Annotated in this window: 20 protein-coding genes and 2 pseudogenes; 7 read left to right on the forward strand and 15 right to left on the reverse strand. The window is 58.0% G+C overall.

Annotation, left to right across the window (positions count from 1 at the left end):
* Positions 1-88 precede the first annotated feature (88 nt).
* Together LG409_RS01950 and LG409_RS01955 are read left to right on the forward strand one after the other, a co-directional pair.
* On the forward strand, positions 89-586 hold the full coding sequence (locus tag LG409_RS01950; RefSeq protein WP_039183448.1) for a tetratricopeptide repeat protein: 498 nt from the start codon (positions 89-91) through the stop codon (positions 584-586).
* Between the two features lie 50 nt (positions 587-636).
* A complete protein-coding gene (locus LG409_RS01955) occupies positions 637-1,146 on the forward strand; it encodes a hypothetical protein (protein ID WP_039183447.1) in 510 nt (169 codons plus the stop codon).
* On the opposite strand, the gene LG409_RS01960 is transcribed toward LG409_RS01955, so the two are convergent.
* The 5 genes from LG409_RS01960 to LG409_RS01980 form a co-directional block, all read right to left on the reverse strand.
* Complete coding sequence (locus LG409_RS01960; protein ID WP_039183446.1) at positions 1,147-1,692, reverse strand: LOG family protein; 546 nt, start codon at positions 1,690-1,692, stop codon at positions 1,147-1,149. It abuts the gene before it with no gap.
* A 50-nt stretch (positions 1,693-1,742) separates the two neighbouring features.
* Positions 1,743-2,264 (reverse strand): DUF501 domain-containing protein, encoded by a 522-nt coding sequence (locus LG409_RS01965; RefSeq protein WP_096921559.1) that lies wholly within the window; start codon positions 2,262-2,264, stop codon positions 1,743-1,745.
* Between the two features lie 12 nt (positions 2,265-2,276).
* The gene (locus tag LG409_RS01970; RefSeq protein WP_016915962.1) at positions 2,277-2,579 is read right to left on the reverse strand and encodes a hypothetical protein; all 303 of its coding nucleotides are present in this window, start codon (positions 2,577-2,579) and stop codon (positions 2,277-2,279) included.
* 39 nt (positions 2,580-2,618) lie between these two features.
* Positions 2,619-3,026 carry an acyl-CoA thioesterase gene (locus LG409_RS01975; protein ID WP_096921558.1) on the reverse strand — a complete coding sequence of 136 codons (408 nt, stop codon included), beginning with the start codon at positions 3,024-3,026 and terminating at the stop codon, positions 2,619-2,621.
* 64 nt (positions 3,027-3,090) lie between these two features.
* Positions 3,091-3,897: a hypothetical protein gene (locus LG409_RS01980; protein ID WP_096921557.1), complete on the reverse strand. Its 807-nt coding sequence runs from the start codon at positions 3,895-3,897 to the stop codon at positions 3,091-3,093.
* Positions 3,898-3,963: 66 nt separating this feature from the next.
* Between LG409_RS01980 and LG409_RS01985 the strand changes: the two genes are divergently transcribed.
* Entirely contained in the window at positions 3,964-4,323 is a 360-nt protein-coding gene (locus tag LG409_RS01985; protein WP_096921556.1) for a hypothetical protein, read from the forward strand.
* Positions 4,324-4,342: 19 nt separating this feature from the next.
* Here LG409_RS01985 and LG409_RS01990 read toward each other — a convergent pair whose 3' ends face one another.
* Positions 4,343-4,774 (reverse strand): hypothetical protein, encoded by a 432-nt coding sequence (locus tag LG409_RS01990; RefSeq protein ID WP_227407498.1) that lies wholly within the window; start codon positions 4,772-4,774, stop codon positions 4,343-4,345.
* Between the two features lie 38 nt (positions 4,775-4,812).
* On the opposite strand from LG409_RS01990, the gene LG409_RS01995 reads away from it, so the two are divergent.
* Positions 4,813-5,976, forward strand: coding sequence for a MalY/PatB family protein (locus tag LG409_RS01995; protein WP_227407499.1), 1,164 nt, complete (start codon positions 4,813-4,815; stop codon positions 5,974-5,976).
* 23 nt (positions 5,977-5,999) lie between these two features.
* Here LG409_RS01995 and LG409_RS02000 read toward each other — a convergent pair whose 3' ends face one another.
* Entirely contained in the window at positions 6,000-6,944 is a 945-nt protein-coding gene (locus tag LG409_RS02000) for a tetratricopeptide repeat protein (RefSeq protein ID WP_227407500.1), read from the reverse strand.
* Between the two features lie 843 nt (positions 6,945-7,787).
* Here LG409_RS02000 and LG409_RS02005 point away from each other — a divergent pair.
* The gene (locus LG409_RS02005; protein WP_227407501.1) at positions 7,788-8,345 is read left to right on the forward strand and encodes a hypothetical protein; all 558 of its coding nucleotides are present in this window, start codon (positions 7,788-7,790) and stop codon (positions 8,343-8,345) included.
* 526 nt (positions 8,346-8,871) lie between these two features.
* Here the strand turns inward: LG409_RS02005 and LG409_RS02015 are convergent.
* The 5 genes from LG409_RS02015 to LG409_RS02035 all read right to left on the reverse strand — a co-directional run bounded on the left by LG409_RS02015 (position 8,872) and on the right by LG409_RS02035 (position 14,196).
* Positions 8,872-9,066, reverse strand: coding sequence for a heavy-metal-associated domain-containing protein (locus LG409_RS02015; protein ID WP_227407502.1), 195 nt, complete (start codon positions 9,064-9,066; stop codon positions 8,872-8,874).
* A gap of 207 nt (positions 9,067-9,273) precedes the next feature.
* Entirely contained in the window at positions 9,274-9,774 is a 501-nt protein-coding gene (gene cueR / locus LG409_RS02020; RefSeq protein WP_227407503.1) for a Cu(I)-responsive transcriptional regulator, read from the reverse strand.
* A 23-nt stretch (positions 9,775-9,797) separates the two neighbouring features.
* Positions 9,798-11,156, reverse strand: coding sequence for a 2Fe-2S iron-sulfur cluster-binding protein (locus LG409_RS02025; protein WP_227407504.1), 1,359 nt, complete (start codon positions 11,154-11,156; stop codon positions 9,798-9,800).
* A 72-nt stretch (positions 11,157-11,228) separates the two neighbouring features.
* Entirely contained in the window at positions 11,229-13,778 is a 2,550-nt protein-coding gene (locus LG409_RS02030) for a heavy metal translocating P-type ATPase (protein WP_227407505.1), read from the reverse strand.
* A gap of 172 nt (positions 13,779-13,950) precedes the next feature.
* Positions 13,951-14,196: a hypothetical protein gene (locus LG409_RS02035; RefSeq protein WP_319799336.1), complete on the reverse strand. Its 246-nt coding sequence runs from the start codon at positions 14,194-14,196 to the stop codon at positions 13,951-13,953.
* Between the two features lie 785 nt (positions 14,197-14,981).
* Here LG409_RS02035 and LG409_RS02040 point away from each other — a divergent pair.
* A pseudogene (locus LG409_RS02040) lies at positions 14,982-16,060 on the forward strand (IS110 family transposase).
* A 16-nt stretch (positions 16,061-16,076) separates the two neighbouring features.
* Positions 16,077-16,385 (forward strand): annotated as a pseudogene (locus tag LG409_RS02045) (integrase core domain-containing protein); the annotation flags it as partial.
* 14 nt (positions 16,386-16,399) lie between these two features.
* Here LG409_RS02045 and LG409_RS02050 read toward each other — a convergent pair.
* The 3 genes from LG409_RS02050 to LG409_RS02060 are packed head-to-tail and all read right to left on the reverse strand — an operon-like array spanning position 16,400 to position 18,270.
* The gene (locus LG409_RS02050) at positions 16,400-16,813 is read right to left on the reverse strand and encodes a hypothetical protein (protein ID WP_227407506.1); all 414 of its coding nucleotides are present in this window, start codon (positions 16,811-16,813) and stop codon (positions 16,400-16,402) included.
* Positions 16,800-18,038, reverse strand: a complete 1,239-nt coding sequence (locus tag LG409_RS02055) for a tyrosine-type recombinase/integrase (RefSeq protein ID WP_227407507.1) — start codon at positions 18,036-18,038, stop codon at positions 16,800-16,802. Before LG409_RS02055 ends, LG409_RS02050 begins: the two co-directional genes overlap by 14 nt.
* Positions 18,031-18,270 (reverse strand): hypothetical protein, encoded by a 240-nt coding sequence (locus LG409_RS02060; protein ID WP_035563516.1) that lies wholly within the window; start codon positions 18,268-18,270, stop codon positions 18,031-18,033. The genes LG409_RS02055 and LG409_RS02060 overlap by 8 nt, the downstream gene beginning before the upstream one ends.
* Positions 18,271-18,302 lie beyond the last annotated feature (32 nt).

The raw sequence follows: 18,302 nt of genomic DNA on the forward strand, positions 1-18,302 counted from the left end.
CGGCCCAGCGCTGATTTATCGCGTGGTTAGCGGCTCCTGAACGGCGCTAGCCGAAGTTTTCCAAGCAAAAGAGGCAGGGTGGTTTGCCATGCCGCAAGTATCATCGCTGTTGACTCGGCTGGAGTTTCGTCTGGCCGAGCAGCTGTTTCACACGCGTTGGCTGTTGCCGCGCTCGCCGCGTACCCAACGGCTGACGATGCGTCTTTTCAAGCGTTGTGCCGAAGCGGGCCACCCCGATGCGCAGTCGCTGTACGGACACATGCTGTTTCACCGTAGCGTGTCGCCTCAGGATAAAGCGCGCGGGGCTCGCTATGTATTGGAAGCTGCCCAGGCGGGTGATGTAAAGTCACAGTATCAGGTTGCGCATATCTACGAGCATGGCTGCGTGCAGTATCCGCGGCGCGAGGATTACGCGGTGACCTGGTATGCACGAGCGGCTCAAGCAGGCCATTATCTAGCGGCACAGCGTTTGGCACGTGCTTACAGCCGAGGTGAACTAGGGCTGGTGGTGGACCAGGCTCAGGCAGCCTACTGGCTGCGCCTGGCTGAACAGCCTTTACTGGCAGGGCGCAGGGCTGCGGCGTGAGTGCGCTTGCAGCAGGTCGTTTGCCCGACGATAGACTGATGAGGAATGCAGTGTCCGAGACGCTACCAACAGTGCTGGATATTGAAGCGTCCGGATTTGGACGTGGCAGCTACCCGATCGAGGTTGGCATCGCGCGTGCCGACGGCAGCTGCTGCGCGTTTCTGATTCAGCCCCTCGAAGAGTGGACCCACTGGGATCCGAAGGCCGAACTGCTGCATGGTATTTCCCGTGATCGCTTGATCAAGGAGGGCTACCCGGTGCGCCAGGTGGCCCACTGGCTCAACGACGAGCTGCGCGGGCTTGGCAAGGCATACAGTGATAGCTGGGGCTACGACAATACCTGGCTGTCGCTGCTGTTCCATCATGCGGGCATGCTGCCTCGGTTTCGTCTGGAGGCGCTACGCATTCTGATGAGCGAAGAGCAGCAGGCGATCTGGAGTGCCACCAAGGAAGCCATCGTGGCCGAACGCAGTATCCATCGCCATCGGGCAGGCGAGGATGCGCGCCTGTTGCAACTGACGTATCAGCGCACCCTCGCCCAGCTGGTTCGCGCGTCCTGATTAGCGGAGCTGCGCTTCCAGCATGTCCAGCAAGTGAGCAGGCGTGGGCGCGTCCAGCAGCATGTCCCGCGTTGCCTGGGCCATGAATCCGTGGCCAACGGTGCCATCCAGGAAGGTCAGTAGCGGGGCATAGAAACCGTCGGTGTCCAGCAGGCCCATGGGCTTGTCATGGAGACCCAGATAGCCCCACGTCCATATCTCGAACAGCTCTTCAAACGTGCCAATGCCGCCGGGCAGGGCGATGAATGCATCGGCGTTGGCCGCCATGGTCGCCTTGCGTTCGTGCATGTTGGGTACGCGAATCAATTCGGTCAGCCCGAAGTGCGCCTGTTCGCGCTCCACCAGGTGGTCCGGCATGACGCCGATGACGTCACCGCCCGCAGCCAGGGCTGCATTGGCCAGCTCCCCCATCAGACCAACCCGTGCGCCACCATATACCAGGGTGTGGCCGCGCTGTGCCAGTGCGCTTCCCAGCGTATTCGCAGCGTGACGAAAGGCGGGGCTGCTGCCCTCGCGTGAACCGAGGTAGACACATATCCGTGACATGGTGACGAGTCCTTATCGTAAACGGGTAGGGGCGATATTTTGCTGCCGTATCAAGCCAGGCAGCGTTGCACGTCGTAATGCTCATCCATCCATTGGCCGATCACATTGTGGCCGCACAAGTGGTGTGCATACTGCGTGTGCAGGCAGCGTACCTGCTGCCAGTTGCTGATGCCGCCAACGCCACGCTCGGTGAGCACATCGGTATAGCCAAGCCGCGCGACTGCTTCCCGCTGGGCCTCGCTCATGAAATGCCAACGCGTGGCCACGTAATCCTCATGGCTTTGTCGATAGGCGGCGAGAAACTCGGGTTCCTCCTGCAGGCGCTGCTCCAGCGACTTGATGACGCCCACGGCCTCGATACGCGAGATCTCGATCTTGAGCAGGTCCGAGCAGAGCCAGTACAGGGTAGGAAACGGTTTGTCGTCAACGATGGGGGCCATGCGCAGCACGAGAGGGGTGCCATGCGCATCGGTGGCTGCAACGGCTTCGATACCGCGTGGGGCACGCCCGAGCTGCTGGGTGATAATCGCCAGTTGGCGTTCGTCGGGTGCTTGGTCGGTACGAATAACCATTGCTGAGGGGTCTCACTGTTGGTCGTCTTGGACGAATTTGGTCGAACGGCCTACGGCTCTGAAAAAGCAGCGGTTCAGCTGTTCCGGTGACGCCACGTAGCGCCATTTCTCTTCACAGTATTCCGCCGCACGGGCCATCAGGGCGTCGTAGAGCCGATTGAACGGGGCATCATAATCGTAGGGGTCTGCGCCAAACAAGCGGATGTGCGGGTAATCGGCAAAACGCTCCATGAAATAGCGCTCCAGGTCGGCCTCGACGGCGCGGTGCTGCGCCGTATTGTCGGGATCGATCCAGAGATTGTAGCGGATAGCCATAAGGACTCCTGATGCCCTGCCCTGGGTGGCCCAAGCGGATCAGGCTGTTGCGGGCTCGGCGACTAAATGGGTGGAAAGTGCCCGACGCAGCTCTCCTTCGAGGGGGACGGCACGCTTGGCATGATGGTCATAGTGCACCATGACCGTGTGTCCCAGGTTCGTCAACGTTTCGCGCTGGCGTGCTTCCTGTGTCACGGTGAAGGAGCTGTTGCCCAGCCGAGTCAGGTAGGTACGTATTTCGATATCGTGGCCATAAAACAGTTCAGCACGATAATCGATTTCCATTCGGGCCATGATCAGCCGCCACTGGCGTGGGTTCAGGTTGGGGGTGAAAAGCTTGAACAGATCGTTGCGTGCCAGCTCGAACCAGGCGGGCAGGCGGGTATTGTTGATATGGCCCAGAGCGTCGGTGTCGTAAAAGGCAGGCTCGATGATACGTGTAAACATCGTTTTATCCTTGTTATGGAGGCGTCAAAACACCTTGTCAGCATTCACCCAAGCGAGCGCTTGGTCAAGCGCGGCGTCGATGATACCAGGCAGTGAGCTGCATCCAGCCCAGCAGCCAGAGCGTCGCCACGGCAAACCCGGCCAGTGTGCCCCAGAAAAGCCCCAGCGTGTCATAGGTATAGGAAACGCACAGCGCATAGCACAGCAGTGAGCCCAAGCCCATGGGGTAGTGTTTGATGACCGTGGCCACCGGCGCATGTCCGTGATTCAAGTGCAGGATGAGCAAAAAAGGCAGCATGGTGACGGGGAAAGCCGCCAAGGTTCCCGCCCACTGAGGGGGCACCCAATGGGCAATCCGAGTGATGGTGAAGATGATGACGGTGGCCAGCGTGGCGCGTGCCAATAACGCTGACCAGGAAAACGCTCTGCCTGCCGAGCTTTTGACATCGGGCACCGTGCGAAATAGCCAGCTGAACAGCACGATGGCACACAGCGTGACCAGCGTACCAGTGACCCGCGTGAAGCTGAATTGTGCCAGCAGCGTACTGACGGCCAGCCAGGCAGCGAAACCGCCGAGTACGCCGCCGAGTACGCCCGGCATGCCGGGTCGGCGCCCCGCCACGATATAACCAGCCCCAAGGGCCATGGTGGCGGTAAAGCCCGCCAGGGTGTGAACGGCACTTTCGCTGGCAAAGGCGGGTGAGATTTCCAAACCGATGAAAAACAGCGCCAGTGCCGTGCCCAGCGGATAGCCCGAGAGCAGTCCAGCCACGCGTGGGCTGGCGCGAACGGCGACCGCCCCCAGCCCCAATACCATGCTGACTGACAACCCCAGTTTGGCCAGTTGCCAGGTGAGCGGAACTTCTATCATGCGGCGTTTTCCTTGCTTTATTATGTGATTTATTAGTGGTGTGACAAACGTACGAGGCTCCAGACCGTGACGCGGACGACCCCCTCAAAACAGCATGCGCTTTCACCGCCCCCCAAGCCGCCGTGCTGTGAGCTATGTCAGCGCGACACCGCATTGACCAAGCATCACCTGATCCCCCGCACGCTGCATGACAAGCCGCGTTACCAGAAGCGGCATAGCCGTGAAGAGCGGCTGACGGCGATCGTCTGGATCTGCCACCCCTGCCATAAGCATATCCACCGCCTCTATAGCGAGCGTGAATTGGCCGACCGCTTTTCCAGCTTGGAAGCGCTGCAGGCAGACCCGGAGATTCACGCCTTCGTGACGTGGCTGGCTACCAAACCTGCTGGTTTCAAGCCCAAATCGCCGGTGCGCAAGCGCCGCTGAACCCGTGTTCATCCGGAGCCTAAACCAGGCGCAGCCCCTGCTGGTCTTGCCAGGCCGCCTCCAGCGCTTGCTCGAGCGGCGCCTTGAGGTGCTCGGGCAGTGCGGCATGGGCATCGTTCAGCGATAAGAAGTCACGGTTGCGCAGCCAGCAGTAGGCCCAGGCGCACGCCTCTTCTTCGCTTTGCGGCGCAGGGCGGGCAGGCATCTGGTTGAGCAGAAACACCGCCGTACGAGGCGCCCAGAGCGGTATTTCAGCGCTCTTCTCTAGGCTCCACTGCCGGAGTGTCGCGCCATTGGGGGGCGATTCCGGCGTGCCCAACTTCGCGACGCGAGCCGTTTCCGCCAGAATCAGCGCCAACTGGTCTCCATCGGCTCTGCCTAGCGACAGCCACTGATGCAGCAGCGCCGGGAGCCCCCTGCGCACCTTGGTATAAAAGTCATCTTGCGGCATGCTGCGTGACTACCTCGTAAACATAAGTGAGACCGATCATGGCATTCGATTTTGCCACGCCTGTTGAGCGACGCGCCCCTGCTGGAGGTTATGCATCCCAAAAATGGCACCGCTTTGGTGCCGACGTGTTGCCGCTGTGGGTGGCCGACATGGACTTTCGCTCGCCCCCTGCCGTGATAGACGCGCTGCGGGCACGGGTCGATCATGGCGTCTACGGGTACGGCGAAGTGCCCGCCAGTTTGGCCGATACTCTCTGCCAATGGAGCGCCCAGCACTATGGCTGGACGATTGAGCCGAGCTGGCAGCAGTGGCTGCCAGGCGTGGTGCCGGCGCTGCACTTTGCCGCCATGGCGCTGACCCAGCCAGGCGAAGGCATCTTGACGGTCGCCCCGATCTATCCCCCCTTCATGGCGGTGGCTGCCCGTACAGGGCGCGTGGCGCAGCAGGCGATGTTAGCCGAGCCCGCCGCCCCTGGCGAGCCCTGGACGCTGGATATTGCCGCGCTGGAAGCGGCCATTACCCCACAAACGCGGCTGCTGCTATGGTGCCATCCCCACAACCCAACGGGGCGCGTCTGGTCCACAGAGGAACTGACAGCCCTGGCAGCGTTGGTGGAGCGCCATGACCTGTGGGTGGTCTCGGATGAACTGCACTGTGACCTGCTATTGGGAGAGGGCGACAAGCATCGCCCGTTGGCGGCCATGTTTCCCACCCTGGCCAAGCGCACCATCACGCTGTGGGCACCGTCCAAAACCTTCAACCTGGCCGGGTTGACCAGCGCCTGTGCCGTCATCGCCGATGCCGAACTGAGAGAGCGCTTTGCCACGGCCACCAAAGGGTTCTTGCCCGATGGCAATGTGCTGGGACTGGTGGCTGCCGAGGCTGCCTACCGTGACGGGGAGCCGTGGCGGCAGGCGTTGCTGGAGGTGCTACGCAGCCATCGGGCAACGCTGGAAGCACGCGTGGCCACGTGGCCCGGTGTCTCGCTGAGCGCGCCAGAGTCCACCTATCTGGCGTGGCTGGATATGCGTGAGGCGGGTCTGGGGGCGTCTCCCGCTCAGGTGCTGTTGGAGCAGGCAGGCGTCGCGTTGTCGGACGGTGCCGCGTTTGGCTGCCCGGGGTTCGTACGGCTCAATTTTGGAACCACCGCTTCCCAGCTGGAAGCGGCGTTATCGCGGATGGATACGCTGCTAAACGCGTGATGCGCTGTGCTGGTTGTACAGCATCAATAAAGCAGGGCGAACAGCTTGCGGCGGTAGGTGACCGTCAACGGGTGGTCGGCTCCCAGCGCATCGAATACCTGCAGTAGCGTTTTGCGGGCCGCGTCGTCGTTATAGGCGCGGTCCTGCTTCATCAGCGCCAGCAGGGCTTCCAGGCCTGCGTCGTACTGGCCATCGGCCACCTGGCGCAGCGCCCGCTGGTATTGAGCTTCGCTATCCGTGCGCTCGCCCAGTGCAGCGATCTCTTCGGCAGGTAGCGCCTGTTCGCTGAACTCGATGCTGGCGCGCACGCCGCGCGCGGGCGCGGCATCGCGCTCTTCGGGGGGCAAATTGTCCAACACACTGCGCGCCTCTTCACCGCGGCCTTCGGCGACCAGCGCTTTGGCCAACCCCACCTGATACGCGTAGTGCTCGGGATATTGGCCCATCAGCGTTTGGTAGATCTCCCGTGCGCCAGCGGCGTCGCCAGCCCCCAAGGCTTCCTCTGCCTGCTCTTCGGGGCTGAGCGGTGCATCACCGGGAGCAGGGAAGTAGCGATTGAGCCACTCGCGGACTTCTTTCTCTGGCAACGCCCCCTGGAAGCTATCCACCAGGCCACCCTGGCTCACCAGCTTCACGTCTGGCACCGAGCGCACGCCAAGCTGGCTGGCAATTTCCGGGTTGGCTTCCACGTCCAGCGTGGCCAGCAGAAACGCCCCGGCATACTCGACGGCCAGCTTCTCGAGCACCGGCATCAGGTTTTTGCACGGCTCGCACCAGGGTGCCCAGCAATCCAGGAGTACCGGTACCTGCATGGACGCTTCCAGCACCTGCTGAATATTGCCCGCGTTCAGTTCGATGATGACCTCTTCGCGAGTAACGGAGGGGCGCTCGCCCTGTGCAGTAGCACTCTGGCTGGTCGCGGGGTCGGCCGTCAAAGGGTTGCCGGTGCGTGGATCGATAATCGACATGGGTAAACTCTGCATCGCGTGAAAAAGGGATTACCCTTGGATATGCAGGCGCGAGGCGGAGGATTCAAGCAATGCGTTGGAAATAAAACGTTGGCTGCAAAAGTGATGCGCACAAAAAAGCCGATCCTCGAAAGAATCGGCTTTTTCAATGTTGGGTAGCGGGAAGCGGATTTGAACCGATGATCTTCCCGGGGTGATCAAGAGCTGAGCCCGACGAGCTACCTCCCTGTGCACTTACCGTGCAGGCACAAAAAAAGCCGATCCTCTAAAGAATCGGCTTTTCTATGTTGGGTAGCGGGAAGCGGATTTGAACCGATGACCTTCCCGGGGTGATCAAGAGCTGAGCCCGACGAGCTACCTCCCTGTGCACTTACCGTGCAGGCACAAAAAAGCCGATCCTCGAAAGGATCGGCTTTTCTATGTTTGGTAGCGGGGACCGGATTTGAACCGATGACCTTCCCGGGGTGATCAAGAGCTGAGCCCGACGAGCTACCTCCCTGTGCACTTACCGCACAGGCACAAAAAAGCCGATCCTCGAAAGAATCGGCTTTTCTATGTTGGGTAGCGGGGACCGGATTTGAACCGATGACCTTCCCGGGGTGACCAAGAGCTGAGCCCGACGAGCTGCCTCCCTGTGCACTTACCGCACAGGCACAAAAAGCCGATCCTCGAAAGAATCGGCTTTTTCTATGTTTGGTAGCGGGGACCGGATTTGAACCGATGACGGTTATGAGACTGATGATATAAGGACATTTATTTTGTCCTTAAATGGTGAAAAATGGCTTTAAACCTTATGATAGAGCGGTTTTCGGCAAATACCGCTTCTGGACGTAAGGGTTATTAATGACACGAGAAGACATTGGGGATTGTCACAGCCAGCAACTTGAAGCAGTGACCGTAAGTCTCGGGAAGCGGTACCGCAAGCTAATAGCATGGGCGCACGAGGAGAATTTACTTGATGTGCTACAGGTCATTTATCACGCCCTAGGACTAAGCCCCCGCAATGACGCGATTGCCAATCTTGTAAGGGAGTGCTCTCACCCTGAATCGGTCGAGATTCTCTCGCTTTGGGCGGGCGACTCGATAGTCGATGAACTTCAGCGGTTTGTTAACCATTTTAATGCATCGCCAGACATCTCTCGTGACTACTCACAGGTACCTCATGTCGGCACCGTAGAACAAAACAAACGTCAGTTTCAGGAAGGGGGCGTAAAGAATAAAACGTTTTTGATTACGCTGATCACTAACCCGTTGGCTGATAGTAAAGTGAAGGCGACCGAAGGCTATGAAGTGGTCACCAACTTTCGGACCAGACGTTATGCTCTGTTCATTCCGATAGGAGAATTGATAATGACCAGGAAACGCAAGCATTACAGCAGCGTTGCCAAGGCCTCGTGGTAATCGCCAGTTCAAGTAGAACCAAGGGATCAGTTCATCGATGCTGAGGGAGCGCTTCAGGTAGGGCGGTAGCAGGCGACTGTTAAAGCGAACGGCACGGCCACTGCAGTCACGCACCTTGAACCTACACGCTGACATCGACGATTCCGGTCTAGGCAGAGCGTCGGACAGGTAGTTTTGCAGACAACAACTTGGCGTCCATCGTCGAGCCGTTGATCGACAAGTTGCATCAGAAAGGTGGCTAGCTCAGCCTCGACGGCCTTGGTACAGCGGGTCAGCAGTCTGGGGTTCTGGTTGTGAAAGAACCCACACATTAGGATTGAGCATGGCGTATCCACTCATGTTTTTTGAGGTCTTGGTCGTGATCAATCAACAGGATACGCCATCCTTCCTTCCTCCTCCCATACACCAGACTTAAGCTTGACCCGTCGCCTTGTCGGCAAAAGCGATCAGCAACTCACGTGGGAACAGACCCGTCTCCCGGAAAAAAGTGCTTGATGTGCATGAGCCCCGCTCCCCGATCAATCGGTCATCGCTTGTCGGGGTATCCGGCTTCGCGGAGTGCCGCGAGGAAAGCGCTCTCGTCCAAGGCGCTATCGACCCGAACTTTACGCATGGGCGGGTCGGTTTCGATGCGGGCTTGCGGGTCGACGCTCAGCAGCGCCTTGGTGACGGACTTGGCGCAGCCGCCGCAAGTCATGCTTGGAATATCGAAATGAAGCATCTTGTTCTCCTGGTGGGTAATGTGTCTGACTAATATGAGGTTTGACAGCGTGGTAAGGTCAACCGCTTTTCAGCAATTTTTTTACTTTGGTTTCAATGGCGAATTCTTGCGCCAGCGTCTTAGCGAATCCGAGAAGAGAGGACTATCGAAGAACGCTAAACTCTGGTGGGTAAGAACCTGAGCAAGTGGGTGCGCGTTCACCTCAGCTCACGAAAAAGTCCCCTTGGCAGCGCGATGGCGTGACGAGGCAGGTGTATCGACCCCAAACCGAGGCGTCTTATGTGGAGTCTGTAATCGTTGCTCTGCCACCTCTGCGGCAGTCGGCTCGGCCAAATCTGCAAGGATCGGGCAATCCGGACGGTCATTGCCGTGGCAGTGATCGGCCAGGTGCTCGAGCGTTTGCACCATCGCTTGCAGTTCGGCGATCTTCGCCTTCAGTCCGGCGGCATGGGACAGCGCCATCGCCTTGACGTCGGCGCTCGCGCGGCCACGGTCGTGCCACAAGACCAGTAGTGCTGAGATCTGTTCGACAGAAAAACCAAGGTCGCGTGCGCGACGGATAAAGAGAAGGCTATGCGCGTCCGCCGAGCTGTAATGTCGGTAGCCGGCATCAGAACGAATAGCTTTCGGGATTAAGCCAATCTGTTCGTAATAGCGAATCATTTTCGCTGAGACGCCGGACATTTTGGCAGCTTCACCGATATTCATAATTCTCACCTTCTAAGAACTGATTAACTAGCACACGAAGAACCAGGGACGTACCGGCGTGCCGATGTCTCTCCAGGCGTGAAGAACACATCGGCATGCAGGTTGGAGGACTGCAACCCGCGTTCCGTAACGATCTGTATAGCGGCTTCGACCATCGGTGGCGGGCCAGCGACATAGACTTTCCAGCCGTCGAAATCCTCCAGATCCGTGGCAATGACATCGGTCACGAGGCCTGTGCGCCAAGGGGCATCGGCATCCAAAGAAGCATAGGAAAGGACGGGGGTGAAAGCGAGGTTGGGGTGCCGTTCCGCCAGACTCTCAAAATGGTCTACGAGATAGAGATCGCAGACGCTGCGAACACCGAAATAAACATGGATAGGTTGCTTCATACCGCGAGCGATTGCCGACTCGACGATCCCTTTGATCGGCGCAAGGCCCGAGCCGCCGGCGACGCAAAGGATCGGCCCTGTATGCTGCTCGCGCAGGTAGGAAGAGCCGAATGGCCCTTCGACCTTTACCGGATCACCGACCTTCAACTGCGCATGGATGTGCTGGGTCGCGGCCCCACCCGGCACCTGGCGGATATGGAATTCGAGTTCTCTACCGCCTGGCTGGCAGGCCATTGAATAATCTCGGGAGGGAGCGCCAGGGAAGGTAAGCCGAGCGTATTGTCCGGCCGTAAAGGCGAGTGGTTCGACGCCGTCGTTGGCAAGCCGGATATCCTTGATGTCGTGTGTAGCGTCTTTGATTGCGGTCACTCGACAGTTTAGACGGCGATGTGGATGGGATGGGAACTCCTCATCGGCGCCTAGCCACGCGACAACCACATCTGTTGTCGGAATCGCGCAGCAGGCGAGAATCAGCCCCTGCGCTTTCTCTGCATCCGTGAGCGCGAAACGGCTATGTTCAAGAAAATCGACCTTGCCGTCGATCAGACGCGATTTACAAGTGCCACATCGTCCAGATCGGCATCCATGCGGATAGTCGATACCTTGTTCGAGCGCTGCGTCCAAAACGGTCTGGGTTGCGAGAACCTGAATGGTTCGGTTCGCTTGTTGTATCCAAACCTTGCTTGAGGGGGAGGGGGGTGCTTGATTTTGTGTGATGACTCGCGCCCGTGCCTGAAGTACTGCTTCGATCTCGGGTTTCTGCTTTGCGAAACTACCGAAAGTGAACCAGCCTTCTCCGGCGGTAATCGGAGCAACCCGCACGCCGTAGCGCTCCAGCGCCTCCTGCATGACGGCCTGCTCGGTCAGATTGCGTTCATCGTAGAGAATACCTTCGCGATGGAGCCATGCCTTTAGGGCGTGGCAATCTGGGCAGGTCGGCGTTGTATAGATCGTGAGTAGAGTGGGTATGACTGCATTTGTTTCGAAGACCATGATGTCCTCCATTGTGTTTGTTGGGCAGGCTCCGGATCTAAAAGAACATGGAGCCCGCTTATTTTTGAGCGCTTACTCCGCTGCGGCGAGGCGCGGCTGTTTGACACTAGTGCTATGGGAGGCCACATCGCCGTGCATCGGCGCCTTGAACCGGCGCAGCCGCAGGGCATTACCAAGGACGAAAACGCTGGAGAGGGCCATGGCGCCGGCTGCAAAGATCGGCGACAGCAGCAGGCCGAAGGTAGGATAGAGCACTCCCGCCGCTACTGGGATCAGCGCTGTGTTGTAGGCGAAGGCCCAGAACAGGTTCTGCTTGATATTGCGGATCGTCGCTTGGCTGATCGCGATTGCGTTAGGCACCCCTTTCAGGCTGCCGGACATCAGAACGACATCGGCCGCTTCGATGGCCACGTCGGTGCCGGTGCCGATGGCAAGGCCGACATCGGCCTCTGCCAATGCCGGTGCATCATTGATGCCGTCGCCCACGAAGGCGAGTCGACCATACTCAGCTTTCAACCGCTTGACCGCGTCCACCTTTCCACCGGGCAGCACCTCAGCCACGACCTCATCGATGCCAAGGTGGCGTGCGATGGCCTCGGCCGTGCGGCGGTTGTCGCCGGTGATCATCACGACCTTAAGCCCCAGATCATGCAGCGCTCTGATCGCCTCGGGCGTCGTTTCCTTGATCGGATCGGCGACCGCCACGATGGCGGCGAGCTTTCCGTCGATCGCCGCATAAAGCGGGGTCTTGCCTTCGTCACCGAGCCTGTGGGCAGTCTCGGTGAACAGGGCCGTATCGAGACCAAGCTTGGTCATGAAGCGGTCGGCGCCAATCTCGACACGTACGCCTTCTACCTCGGCCTCGACGCCCAAACCGGTTACGGAATCGAACCCCTTCACTTGCGGTAGATCCAGCCCTTCGGCCTTGGCCGCTTCGACGATGGCACGTGCGATGGGATGCTCGGACTGGACTTCAACAGCCGCAATCTTGGCAAGAACGTCTTGTCGGTCGAAGCCTTCGGCTAGGTGGAGATCCGTCAGAGCCGGTTTGCCCTCAGTGAGGGTGCCGGTCTTGTCGAGTGCAACGACCTTCGCTTCTTTAAGAAGCTGTAAGGCTTCGCCTCTGCGGAAGAGTACGCCCATCTCAGCCCCGCGCCCGGTGCCTACCATGATTGAGGTCGGCGTAGCGAGACCCATGGCACAAGGGCAGGCTATGATCAGCACGGCCACTGCGTTGACGAGGCCAAAGGTGAGAGCAGGGTCGGGACCCCAGATCATCCAGACGATAAAGGTTGCCGCGGCAGCCAGCATGACGGCCGGCACGAACCACATAGTCACCCGGTCAACCACGGCCTGGATTGGCAGCTTAGATCCCTGCGCCTCCTCGACCATACGGATGATCTGCGCGAGCATCGTATTGGCTCCGACGGCGGTCGCCTCGAAGACTAGCGCTCCGGTCTGGTTGACCGTGCCAGCCACTACCTCCGAGCTTTTCGACTTGGCGACCGGAACCGGCTCGCCGGTGATCATGGATTCGTCTATGTAGCTTTTTCCTTCGATCACCGTGCCATCGACCGGCACACGCTCGCCGGGTCGCACCTCAATGATATCGCCAGGTGCGACATCGGCGACGGCAATCTCGGTGGTCTGGCCGTCACGGCGCACCCGAGCCATCTTGGGCTGGAGACCGACGAGACGCTTGATCGCCTCCGATGTACGGCCCTTAGCGCGCGCTTCGAGATACCGACCCAGCAGAATAAGGGTGACGATGACCGCGGCCGCCTCAAAATAGATGTTCACGGTGCCTGCTGGGAGCAGTGACGGTGTGAAAGTTGCCACGACCGAATAGAGAAACGCGGCGGACGTGCCCACCGCGACGAGACTATTCATGTCTGGCGTGCCGCGCAGCAGCATCGGAAAGCCGTGGGTATAGAAACGAAGGCCAGGAATGCTGAGCACCAGAAGCGTAAAGCCGAACTGAATATACCAGTTGGTCTGCATGCCGATTGTGTTCATGATCAGCTCATGCATGCCGGGAATGAGGTGACTGCCCATTTCAAGGATGAAAACAGGGAACGTTAATGCAGCTGCCAGCGTCAAGTCGCGCTTGAGAGCGGCTTCCTCTGCATCCTTGCGAGCGGCCGTTTCAGCATGTTCGTCGCTGCTCCGATCGATCGGTTTGGCTTCATAGCCGGTTTGTGCGACCGCCTCAATCAGTGTGGCTAGGTCTGCGCCGCCTGTTATATGAGCACTCTCGGTTGCGAGGTTGACTGTGGCCGTGGTTACTCCGGGCACCGCCTTCAGTGCTTTTTCGACCCGGCCGACGCAGGAGGCGCAGGTCATGCCGGTGATCGCCAGATCAATCGACGCTTTCGGAACATCATAGCCAGCCTCCCGAACCGCTTTTGCCAACACCTCACGCGCGACCGGGGCCGTCAATGTTATCTCCGCTTTTTCTGTTGCTAGGTTAACGTTTGCGCCTTCGACGCCGTGTATAGCTTTCAATGCCGCTTCTACACGGCCGACACACGATGCGCACGTCATGCCTTCGACCGGCAGGCTCAGACGAGTGTCGAAGGATATTGATGATTTAGTATCTTGTTGGTGTGTGACGGTAGCCATGGAACTACTCCTGTAATGTTTCTGTTGAAAAAAAGAGCTTGGACCTTCCCACAATGGGAAGGTCAAGCCCTGGGCGAATTTATTTTGTGAAGCACTGGTTTGGGCCTCCGTCGGCTTAGCCGCAGTCGTAATCCGTTTGCCAGCAAATCTCCCAGCAGCCGTCCTGCGCTTTTTAGATACTGACAATCGCAAGCCATTGCTTGGTGCGAAAGACTGGTGGTGCGCGCCGACTTACAAAGTCGGACCGTTCGGCTTTGAGCACATCCATGTAGATGCTTTCACCTGCTGAGAACCGCACGCGGGCAAGACGAGCCACCTCGCGATTTACTGCTGACTCAAGCAAATACAGTCCAAGCGTGCTGCCCGCTGTGCCATAGACTTTGAAGGCATTGTCGGTTTCCTGCAGTGCTCGCAACACGGTTCGGTCTAGACGATCAAGGCCTCTTGGGTGCGCGGCTCGCTAGCGGTGATTGTTCTAACGGCCAGCAATACACGCTTAGGCGTAACCGCAGGTAACCGGAAGACTTGGAGCGCTTCGCCAAGGAGGATGACCAGTGCGTTGGCGGCATGACCTAGGCCAAGGAGGACGGGACCAGCACGAAGACGGCCGTTCGGGGGAGCCTTGCGCCACTGTCAGCAGTTGCATAGGGCTTCCTTTTTAACGGGGGCATTGGCACGTTATTGAACGGCACGTTTCACGAGCGATGCACGTAGCTTGTCGAAGTCAGCCTGGGGGACTTGCACGGCTGAACCGTATTTACCGCTGAACCACTCCTGGGTCGTGGCGGGCCATTGGCTAATCAGTCGCTGGATCTGTCCCGCTTGAAACGGCGTTACTAGCTTGATAGCGGATTTAGTAATGGATTTACCGTTATCGTCCTGGCCCCGTGTAGTGATATTGAGAAGGGCGCAGTAATACTGAGAGATGCCGGGTGTTTCAGGGTCGACCTGACTCACACAGCGATCGACCTATGCTGAAAGACCTGGTGCCGCCAGGGTTCTAGGGTCTCCTGACCCTCACTCTGATCGACCGGGTAGTGTGTCTTTCCACGGACCTGTCGGTGACCCGGGAACATCTGGCAGCGAGGGCTCACCTCGTCGAAGCGTGTGACTCAAGAAGGGCCTGACAGCCTTTCATTACTGTCGTGTCCAGGCTATCGAACTCGGTGAAGCCATCCTGAATCAATAGCTTGGAGACCCACCATGAGTCAGCAACCCAGTGATCGCTCTGTCATTATCGGCGGTGCTGATACCCACAAGGAGCTGCATGTGGCCGCCGTCGTGGATGCCCATGGCCGCGTGCTTGGCACCGCCAGCTTTCCGACCACCCGGCATGGCTACAAGACCATGCTGACCTGGATGCGCTCCTTCGGCGAGGTCAGCCGGGTAGGGATCGAATGCACCGGCACCTATGGAGCTGGACTGCTGCGCTGCTTGCAGCGCACCGGTATCACTATCCTGGAGGTCACGACACCCGATAAGACCGTACGGCGCAAGCGTGGCAAGGATGACGCCATCGATGCAGAGAATGCCGCTCACGTAGCCTATGCGGGCGTTTGCACCGTCACTCCAAAGACCCGTGATGGCATGATCGAGGCCTTGCGCGCACTCAAGGTCTGCCGGAAGACTACCGTGGCAGCTCGCCGTGTGGCGCTTCAGATGATCCAGACCCAGGTTATCTCCGCACTAGAGGAGCTGCGCGATCAGTTGAGCAACATGTCGCGGATGAAGTTGATCCGAACGCCGGCCGCATGGCGCCCTGACTGATTGGATGTCGGGAAGTCACAATGGCCTACCGCATCGCTTTGAAATCCCTCGCGCGCCGCTACCTGGAGCTACACGACGAGATTGCCGATTTGGACGTCATGATCAAGGCTATCGTCGATGATCTGGCACCAAAGTTGGTGTCGCGAACGGCAGTAGGCTACGAGTCGGCGGCACAGCTACTGATCACAGCAGGCGACAATCCGGACCGTCTTCGCTAAGAAGCCAGCTTTGCGGCGCTATGTGGCGTTAGTCCTATTCCTGCCTCGTCAGGCAAGACGCAGCGGCACCGGCTCAACCGGGGTGGCGATCGGGCCGCCAATAGTGCGCTGCATATCATCGCCATCGGGTGACTACGCTTGGATGCCGACACTCAGGCATACATTGCCCGGCGGGTAGCAGAGGGCCACTCCAAGCTGGAAGCCATTCGATGCCTGAAACGCTATATTGCACGGGAGCTCTATTATGTGATGCGCAGCCGTCATCGGGAGATCAACCAGACGCAAATCGCCACTTGACACTTAGAAGGGCGCCCGAGGAAGCCAATATCTCTCGATCCGCTACACAGAGCGTATGGCTGAAGAGGGTATCGATGCCTCAGTCGGCACCACCGGCGACTCCTACGACAATGCGCTGGCCGAGACCATAATCGGCCTATTCAAAACGGAGGTGATTCACCATCGTGGTTCAAGGAAGGGGCTAGATGCCGTTGAATATGCCACGCTGGAGGGGGTTGACTGGTTTAACAATCGCCGACTGCTTGAACCCATCGGAAACGTTCCACCAGCAGAACGAGAAAGAACGTATTATCGTCAACTGGAGGAGTCGGGTGAAGCTGCCTGACTCAAACAAACCGGTCACCGGAATAACCGGGGCGGTTCAGTACGCAGGTGATGAGAGGTTAACGATTGCGCGGTGCCAACCAGCCGGTCAAATGCTTCCGGTACCGGGCAATATACACGTGGCAGTGACTGTAGCGTATCCAGTGAAGCCACTTCCTCACGGTGCGCCTTGCGGAATTCATCAAGAACGAATTGGCCTGACAAGCACTTCACTCCGGAAGCGGTAACAAAGTCCAAATGACCGATGCGCTCAGGTACAAGCGATTTATCCAGGTTGAGCATCGCAATATGGTCCCCCATGCAATCGCTCAGCCGCAGCTTTAAGAAGGGGGTCTTCGCGTTATCAAACTCCACTACGCGTCCGGTAAGGCGGTAAGTGCCCGTGAAGGTGCGAGACAGGTGAGTAGGGACGTTATCAAGCCGTTTCATGACGATGCTCCTTCTGGGGCTTGGTAGGCGTGGTATTGCCGAGCAAACGCTCAAAGGCTGAGCCATCCATACGGGTGGCATTGGGGACGTAACGGGAATAGACCTTGAACAGCATCTCGGTGGAGCTGTGGCCCAGCATTCGCGCCACCCATTCTGGATTTTCGCCAGAAGCCAAAAAGAGTGTCGCGGCAGTATGGCGTGTTTGATAAGGGCGGCGTTTGGTCAGCCCAAGAGACTTGAGCAAGGGATACCACACGCGCTTCGTCACATTATTGTGATCAAGCGGCTGCCCCAACTGATTGCAGAACACATATTGGCTCATATGCCCAGTGGCGGCGTACTGCGTTTTGAGGGCGTCGTACACTTGACCAAACATGGGGATTTCACGCTGCGAGCCATCGGTCTTGGTGTATTCTGTTTCGCCGTTGATCAATGTTTCGCGTACCAAAATTTCCCGCTTAGCAAAATCAACGTTTTTCCACTTCAACCCATCGACTTCACCGGTGCGCATGCCGGTAAAGAACCGCACTGTGTAATAGTTGCAATAGTCTGCGCGGACGTTATCGATGATGCGTTGCACCTCATGTAGCGAAAACGGTTCGATATGCGTCTTCTGTAGCTTTAACGGCTTAATATTCTTGTACGGCGTCTCGAAATCGAAACGTTCGGCTGCTTCATCAAGCACCATGCGCAGAATGGTCATATGGCTATTGATCGTCTTGGGCGCAACAACCCCAGTCGCACCGCGTCCCCTGCGTTTAGCGAGCTTGGCGCGGAACGCCAGGATGTCGGCCTTGGAAATGTCTCCGATGGGCTTTTTTCCAAATGCAGTCTTAAGCGAGCTATCAAGAATTGAGCGCACATTGCGTACATGGGAGGCTCGCCACTGGATTTTGCTTTCCTCAAACCACTGTTCCGCAAAGTCGTTGAAGAGTGGTGTTTCCACAGCTGGTTGAGTGTTCTCGATCTGTGCAGGTTGAAGAGATTGATTTTTAGCGGCCTTATTTAACCCCAGCTTCTGCAAATTTTTACTGCCTAGGAAAAACTCAGCATAGTCGAGATCATCTAGTAAAATCTTTGCTTCTACTTTTGCCAGTAATTGCTCCACCTTTTTTCTGTTAGTAGGCGTGTCTTTCAGTGCAGTTTGCTCACGTAACCGCAGGCCTTGGTAGAAAAAATCCAGATAGAGCTTACCCGTCTCTTTTCGTTGGCGAACCTTACCCATGGCTATAGCCTCCATGTGCCATCGGAATGGAAATAGTGCCATGAGCGGCTTTAAGCATTTCCTTTTCAACGGCTTCCCACAAGAATAAAATTTTCCGTCGGCCAAATGGCTTGATGTAGTGGGTGCCCTCGATAAGGACGCTGTCTTTTAACTGCTGTCGGATAGTCCGGGAGTCGTACTTGATGCGCTGGGCAAGCTCTTCGGTCGTGAGATAGGTATAAGATGATTCCATCGAAAACCTCCAAAAGGAGTGGTATTCTGCAT

The sequence above is a fragment of the Halomonas sp. NyZ770 genome, from assembly GCF_020616575.1.
Lineage (GTDB): Bacteria > Pseudomonadota > Gammaproteobacteria > Pseudomonadales > Halomonadaceae > Vreelandella > Vreelandella hamiltonii.